General features: G+C 58.9%; 9 protein-coding genes and 2 pseudogenes. 8 read left to right on the top strand and 3 right to left on the bottom strand.

Annotated elements, in window-relative coordinates; translation table 11 throughout:
• The first annotated feature begins 583 nt into the window (after positions 1-583).
• Positions 584-934, top strand: a complete 351-nt coding sequence (locus ACFO3E_RS15120; RefSeq protein WP_380805778.1) for a thermonuclease family protein — start codon at positions 584-586, stop codon at positions 932-934.
• Between the two features lie 247 nt (positions 935-1,181).
• Positions 1,182-1,355 (top strand): annotated as a pseudogene (locus tag ACFO3E_RS15115) (DUF6961 family protein); the annotation flags it as partial.
• Between the two features lie 13 nt (positions 1,356-1,368).
• On the opposite strand, the gene ACFO3E_RS15110 reads toward ACFO3E_RS15115, so the two are convergent.
• The gene (locus ACFO3E_RS15110; RefSeq protein ID WP_380805776.1) at positions 1,369-1,542 is read right to left on the bottom strand and encodes a hypothetical protein; all 174 of its coding nucleotides are present in this window, start codon (positions 1,540-1,542) and stop codon (positions 1,369-1,371) included.
• A gap of 189 nt (positions 1,543-1,731) precedes the next feature.
• On the opposite strand from ACFO3E_RS15110, the gene ACFO3E_RS15105 reads away from it, so the two are divergent.
• The 6 genes from ACFO3E_RS15105 to ACFO3E_RS15080 all read left to right on the top strand — a co-directional run bounded on the left by ACFO3E_RS15105 (position 1,732) and on the right by ACFO3E_RS15080 (position 4,231).
• Positions 1,732-1,947 (top strand): hypothetical protein, encoded by a 216-nt coding sequence (locus ACFO3E_RS15105; RefSeq protein ID WP_380805774.1) that lies wholly within the window; start codon positions 1,732-1,734, stop codon positions 1,945-1,947.
• Between the two features lie 126 nt (positions 1,948-2,073).
• Positions 2,074-2,556, top strand: a complete 483-nt coding sequence (locus tag ACFO3E_RS15100; RefSeq protein WP_380805772.1) for an ATP dependent DNA ligase — start codon at positions 2,074-2,076, stop codon at positions 2,554-2,556.
• A gap of 634 nt (positions 2,557-3,190) precedes the next feature.
• Positions 3,191-3,406, top strand: a complete 216-nt coding sequence (locus ACFO3E_RS15095; protein WP_380805769.1) for a hypothetical protein — start codon at positions 3,191-3,193, stop codon at positions 3,404-3,406.
• Positions 3,407-3,672: 266 nt separating this feature from the next.
• Complete coding sequence (locus ACFO3E_RS15090; protein WP_380805768.1) at positions 3,673-3,795, top strand: hypothetical protein; 123 nt, start codon at positions 3,673-3,675, stop codon at positions 3,793-3,795.
• Positions 3,792-4,004 carry a hypothetical protein gene (locus tag ACFO3E_RS15085; protein WP_380805766.1) on the top strand — a complete coding sequence of 71 codons (213 nt, stop codon included), beginning with the start codon at positions 3,792-3,794 and terminating at the stop codon, positions 4,002-4,004. Before ACFO3E_RS15090 ends, ACFO3E_RS15085 begins: the two co-directional genes overlap by 4 nt.
• 77 nt (positions 4,005-4,081) lie before the next feature.
• Complete coding sequence (locus ACFO3E_RS15080; protein ID WP_380805764.1) at positions 4,082-4,231, top strand: hypothetical protein; 150 nt, start codon at positions 4,082-4,084, stop codon at positions 4,229-4,231.
• A 13-nt stretch (positions 4,232-4,244) separates the two neighbouring features.
• On the opposite strand, the pseudogene ACFO3E_RS15075 reads toward ACFO3E_RS15080, so the two are convergent.
• Both ACFO3E_RS15075 and ACFO3E_RS15070 read right to left on the bottom strand, forming a co-directional pair.
• A pseudogene (locus ACFO3E_RS15075) lies at positions 4,245-4,340 on the bottom strand (DUF3606 domain-containing protein); the annotation flags it as partial.
• Positions 4,341-4,479: 139 nt separating this feature from the next.
• Positions 4,480-5,100 (bottom strand): SOS response-associated peptidase family protein, encoded by a 621-nt coding sequence (locus ACFO3E_RS15070; RefSeq protein WP_380805761.1) that lies wholly within the window; start codon positions 5,098-5,100, stop codon positions 4,480-4,482.
• Between the last annotated feature and the right edge of the window lie 328 nt (positions 5,101-5,428).

The following is a 5,428-nucleotide window of genomic DNA, read 5'->3' as shown; positions in this document are numbered from 1 at the left end:
CTGATCGAGGAGACGCCGCCGCTACAGATTACACCGAAAGCCGCCTGATCGATGCGGCCCGAGGCCACACCCCAATTACACCACGTTGACGGACGCGACCTTCGGTCATTACCTAGTCTCTCTCAATGCTACGACCTGATCGTGCTTGAGGATGCGCGTGTATCGGAGCACTGGAGCACCATTAGCGAGCCAGAACGTCGCTTACCAATGGCTTTGATTTGCCATAAAGATCGTGCTTACCCGCTCTGCGTAAGTGACCAAGCAATCGAACAAGCTCCCGTTCAGACGCCGTTCCTTCTGACAAAATTTCTTTCCGCCGCTCCCCTGCTGGTCTTCCTCCACAAGTCTCCCGTGGCCAAGCTGACGCACTCTTCAGAGAGTCTTAGGTGATTGGCGGTGACCCTAATCACCCACACTGTACCACAACCTGGACAACCCCTCGGCAGCCGAATCTGGCCAAAACTGCTCGTTTCTGCGGATTTTCAACGAACATGGTGGTTCTGCTTATTGTACTAAAAAGTAGAGGTCAGGGGGAAGTAACTTCGTGCTTGACCTCCAGCTTGCGGAATTTATTCCTGCCGCGATGATCGCTGGCATCCTCCTCTCTGCTGCCGTTACCGTCGTGGACGGCGATACCCTGCGTATAGGTGGAGAACGTGTCCGCCTGCTCGGCATCGACGCTCCTGAGATCCACGGTTGCCGACCGGGCAGAGCGTGCGTCCCCGGTGATGGGCAAGCCAGCAAGCGCAGCCTTCAGGCAATGATGGGCGAAAAAATCAGCGTTCAGCGCGTGGGGCAGGATCGCTATGGCCGGACGCTCGCGCAGGTCTATATCGGCGGGCGGAACGTCGCCTGCGAGCAGATCAGGCGCGGTCATGCGCAGTATGTCGCCAAGTGGGACGACGGTGGGCTGCTGGCGAGGGACTGCCGATGAGCCGCTATCGCTGGAAGGATCGCTACGGCGACTTGATCCGACGTCGCAACCCTTGGCCTCTTCGGCTGGAGTTCGCACTGCTTCTCGCGTTGACGATCTGCGCCTTCGGTAGCCTTTTCGTCCCGAACTGATCGCAGCCCTTGCTGCCCCTCACATCATAAGAGAAAGTACCGGCATTCGGGACTCGCGGTAGGACGGCAGTTCGGAGGGGTGGGTGTTACTGGATGATTGGTAGCTATGGGCCTGCGCTCAGCAGGTCCTCAAGCAGCACCGCGGCTGCGCGCCTTTGCACATCGCTAATCGGATTGGCGAACTAGCCACAGCAGGCGATAGCGCTGGCGTGGACGCATGGAAGTACATTGCGAGCCGCGTCGATCAGCTAATGGATTATCGCTCCGGGCAGCCGTCACGTAGGCAATGATTAGCGTTGATGGCTAATGCATGACAGATGGAGCGCGCATCAGCGCCAGGGCGCGCAGCGGATGCCGAAAGGCGATCTCTTGCTCGATTTGGATCGCGTCGGGGCAATCGCCCCGGAGCAGTGCGTCAATCGCCTTGCGGGCGTCCTGCTGCGGTAGATTTGCGGCGTCGTCGGACGTTCTCACCACGGCCTCTCCTGCGAGTCGTTGGGCGAGAAACACATGCCTCCACGAAGCCGATGCAAAGCGGCTCACCACCTGTCTCAGCAAGGCGGTGGCTCGGCGCTACGGCGCCTCCCTTCACCGCTCCCGAGCGGTCCATCTTCCCATCATACGGTATGAAGGGCCGCCATCCCGGCACATGAGAGGATCGTCAAAATGGCGGATCAAAATCAGGGCAACCAGCAGGGCGGACGTCAGAACCAAAATCCTGGACAGCAACAGCAGGATACCGGAGGCGGACAAGGCGGCCGGCAACAAGGCGGCCAGCAGGACCGGAACCCCGGCCAGCAAAATCAGCAGGATGAGCAGCGGCGGCAGCAGGGCGGCGGCCAGCAGGAACGCCGTGATGATCAGGGTGGACAGCAGCGCTGATCTGATACCGACGCAGAATGGGGCCGCCTCTCGTGGGCGGCCCTTTTCTTGTTGTCATAGCCTGAGGAACCCGACTCGAACGGCAGGAGTCGCGGTCGCGAGCGGTGCATCGATCGACGATCTTGGTTGCAAGAGCTCATCGGGGAGCATGACCCCGCCTTCCGCATCCAGGTCAGCGAACACATCATCGGACACGGACCCGAGTTTTTCCAACAGGCAGAAGAGCTAGAACTGGAGGGCATCGTCTCCAAGCTGGCGGACAGTCGCTACCGCAGCGGTTACAGCACGTCCTGTCTCAAGACCAAGGCGTTTACAGAAGATCACTTCATCATCGTTGGGATGGAGCAGGGACCCGGGCCCACAACTGCCCTCTGCGCGCGCGAGACGCCCCACGGGCTTGAATATGTCGGCGGAGCCATGCTGACGCTTACCGCCACCGAGCGCGACCGGTTTTGGGCAGCGGCGGAGAAGTTGGAGCGATCGAGCCCTCCGGTGAAGACGGAGAAGCGTAAGGCTGCGCGGTGGTTGGAGCCGAAGCTGCAGGCTCGGGTGCGGCACTTGCGGGGCGAAGAGAAGCTGCGCCATGCGACTGTGATGGAGCTGCTATGATCGGCGATATGTCTCGCGAGGAGTTGCACGCGCTGCGATGGGAACATCCGCATCCGAAGGAAGAGGCAGAGCATTTCTATCTCTGCCAGGAACGCGGCCAGGCCGTGGATATGCGCAGGCTCATAATACCAAGGATGTACGACTCTTGACCAAGGAACGAAGGCTGCCTTCCGATGCTATGCCCGGGTGTTGATGATCGATGGGGGTCCGTAATGTCTGAGGAAGATACTAGCTTGAGCGCGCGTGAAGATCGTCGGCGCTTTCTTCAAAACTGCGGGCGTTTTGCTGTCACAGTGCCTCCTGCGATGACGATCATGCTGTCCACCTCACTAACGTCTACAGCAATAGCTGCATCATCTGGCGGCGGTGGGGGTGGCAGCAGGGGCGGCGACGGCGGCAAGGGAGACAGACCTGACACTGCCGTAAAAACCGGAGCAGATAGTGGTCTGAAGACGACGATCGACACCGGGAAAAAGCAGCCTGAGGCGAAGGGCGATCATCCGGAACGAAGCAGGGGCCATTAGCGTAGCGCGAGCTGTTACTGAACTACGGAAAATTACCTGGATTTAACCGAGTTTGTGGAAGCTTGTCGTCATAGCAGAGTAGCTCTCCAGCCTCACGGCTGGGGGTGGCTATGCGTTTTCTTGCGGACTTTTACACAGAATATTCCCGTAAAATCCCGATCCCGGGCGCAAATCTTAAATGGCGCGTGGAAGAAGCCGTATTTCTTGAGCTTCAGGATTGGGCTAGCGAAAATGCTCTGAGCCTCGAAGCTGGCTCATTCATTCTGTTTTATCCAATCGAAGTTGGCAGCACCTTAACCGGCACGGTTGAACTGATCGAAGTATGAGGGGCCAGATCCGCAGCCCCATGCTGCATTTGCTAACACATGTTGGGACGGTCGGAACCGGAGGCGAAGGCATCCGTAGAACAGCCCCATCGTGTGGCAGCGGGCATTCTCTAACGAGCTGTTGCTCAGCCCCGTCGAAAGATGGGGTATTTTTTTGCATCCGCGAACGGCTGCGCGCGGGGACGTAGCACTTCGTTTGCACGGCGGTAAGGGTCGCGGAACCTTCGCCAGTGCGGCCCGTTGCCAATATGCAATTGGGGGTAATCATGGTTCCAGATCCCAAGGACGCTGAAGTGCAGCAGTCTCAGCAAGATGAGGAGAAGAGGGACATGGAGGATGCCCAGGAGGATGCAGCCGAGAAGCGCGAGCAGGAAGGGGGCTATCAATGACCGAAGCTCCCGCTGTGGCGGAGTTTACCCTGGTCGATGGCAACCCCGTTACCGTGAACATGGCGCAAATCGACTATTTCCAACCCTCCGATAACGGGACGCTGGTCGTGTTCGCTGACGGACGGCAGCTGGAGCTGGAGGAAAGCTATGACGCCGTGGCTGAGGTGATGAACCCGGAACGACAGGCGGGGTGCTTGCGAGGAACTTAGCGACCCGAACGACGTTAACCGTCACTTGCCGTAGCGTCAGCCGCCTTCATCAGTGGCTGTGAAGCAAGGGGCTGAGCATGGATGATCCTCACGACACTCTAGAACTTGCTCAAATGCGAGACGACGAACTCATCCGCGCCTGGTGTTCCTGCGAGGATCATGAGCATCTGAGTCCGGAGAGTCAGGCCCTCATCGAAGAAATGGAGCGGCGCGATCTGGAATTTTGAGGCTGGCTGGCTCTCACCCCTTGCGCTGGAAATATTCCGCGACCTGATCGACGCCGTTCCCCACTTCCCGCACAGCGTCCTGCAACTGGTCGCGCGACACGTTGAACCGCTTGGTCCAATATTAAACCTTATAGTCCTCGCCCATCGAAACCCGATTGGCATCACGGGGGCCGGTCTTGGTCTTGTCGTCGCTCATGGAATCTCTCCTTTGGGGCGAACAACGCGCGAATACCCCGCTCATTCCCCGTTCACAGGAATGTAGGAGAGGCGGGCGTGCTGCCCGGCCGCTGGAACCATAGATTGTCGGTGCGCTCAACAAGCAGGCGTTCACCCGGGTATGGCTGGTGGAACTGATATAGTTCTTCGAGGGGCGCATGCAGCCATGTGTCCCAATGCTCCGGGTCGATAATGACCGGCGAGCGATCATGAACATCCATCAGTTCGATGCAGGCTTCCGTCATGACGCCGGTATAAACTGAGCCCCATTCATCACTGTTCGACCACAGCCCCGCCCAGGCAAAGATTGGCTGATCCTTCACTGAGATCCATGCCTCGGTCATGCGGCGCGGCTCGCCGATCGCTTCGGCAAACCGCGCGGTCGGGATCAGGCAGCGATTCCTCGGGTTGACCGTCCAGCGCTTCCAAAAGGTGCCCAGCTTGTCGAACCGGGCATTGTTCACGGGCTTCGGTTTGTTCTTCTTCGTCGGGTCTCGCTTGCTGGGGAGCGCGACAGGGAAGCCCCAGGTCATCTGCTCCAGCACCCGCTCACCATCCTCGAGGCGAATAACTGTGCCGGGCTGGGCTGGATGGGTCTGAAGCGGTCCCTCGTTGAAACGCGCGCCTTTCCTAGCACCGAACAGGTTCAGCACCTTCTGCGTGTCGCCGCGTTCAGCTCGGTTGCACATGCAGGAAAGGTGAGATGCACAACAGGGGGAGTCAAGCGGGTGCTCATTGAGTGTCCGGATGTCCCACTTGGGTGGATAGGCGATGGTCCGCTATTGAGCAAGGCGTGGCGGCAAGGTGACGCAATTCGCTGTAGGTCGGACCTATGACGAAGCCATGGATGTCGCGCTTCAAATCGAAACCGCCCACTCGAATCTGTTAGGCGACATGCAAAACTGACCCCCTCGCGTCACTGAAAACTGGCCCCCTCCGGAAGGAGGACGGGACAGATGAATATGGATGATGAGACGATCT

This window comes from Sphingobium tyrosinilyticum, from assembly GCF_042654265.1.
Classification (GTDB): Bacteria; Pseudomonadota; Alphaproteobacteria; order Sphingomonadales; family Sphingomonadaceae; genus Sphingobium; species Sphingobium tyrosinilyticum.
This window is presented reverse-complemented; position numbering and strand designations above follow the sequence as displayed.

What these genes read in the sequence shown, in the direction of transcription:
- ACFO3E_RS15120 (WP_380805778.1), top strand. Translation starts at nt 584, where the DNA reads ATGATCGCTGGCATCCTCCTCTCTGCTGCCGTTACCGTCGTGGACGGC.
- ACFO3E_RS15105 (WP_380805774.1), top strand. Translation starts at nt 1,732, where the DNA reads ATGGCGGATCAAAATCAGGGCAACCAGCAGGGCGGACGTCAGAACCAA.
- ACFO3E_RS15095 (WP_380805769.1), top strand. Translation starts at nt 3,191, where the DNA reads ATGCGTTTTCTTGCGGACTTTTACACAGAATATTCCCGTAAAATCCCG.
- ACFO3E_RS15090 (WP_380805768.1), top strand. Translation starts at nt 3,673, where the DNA reads ATGGTTCCAGATCCCAAGGACGCTGAAGTGCAGCAGTCTCAGCAAGAT.
- ACFO3E_RS15085 (WP_380805766.1), top strand. Translation starts at nt 3,792, where the DNA reads ATGACCGAAGCTCCCGCTGTGGCGGAGTTTACCCTGGTCGATGGCAAC.
- ACFO3E_RS15080 (WP_380805764.1), top strand. Translation starts at nt 4,082, where the DNA reads ATGGATGATCCTCACGACACTCTAGAACTTGCTCAAATGCGAGACGAC.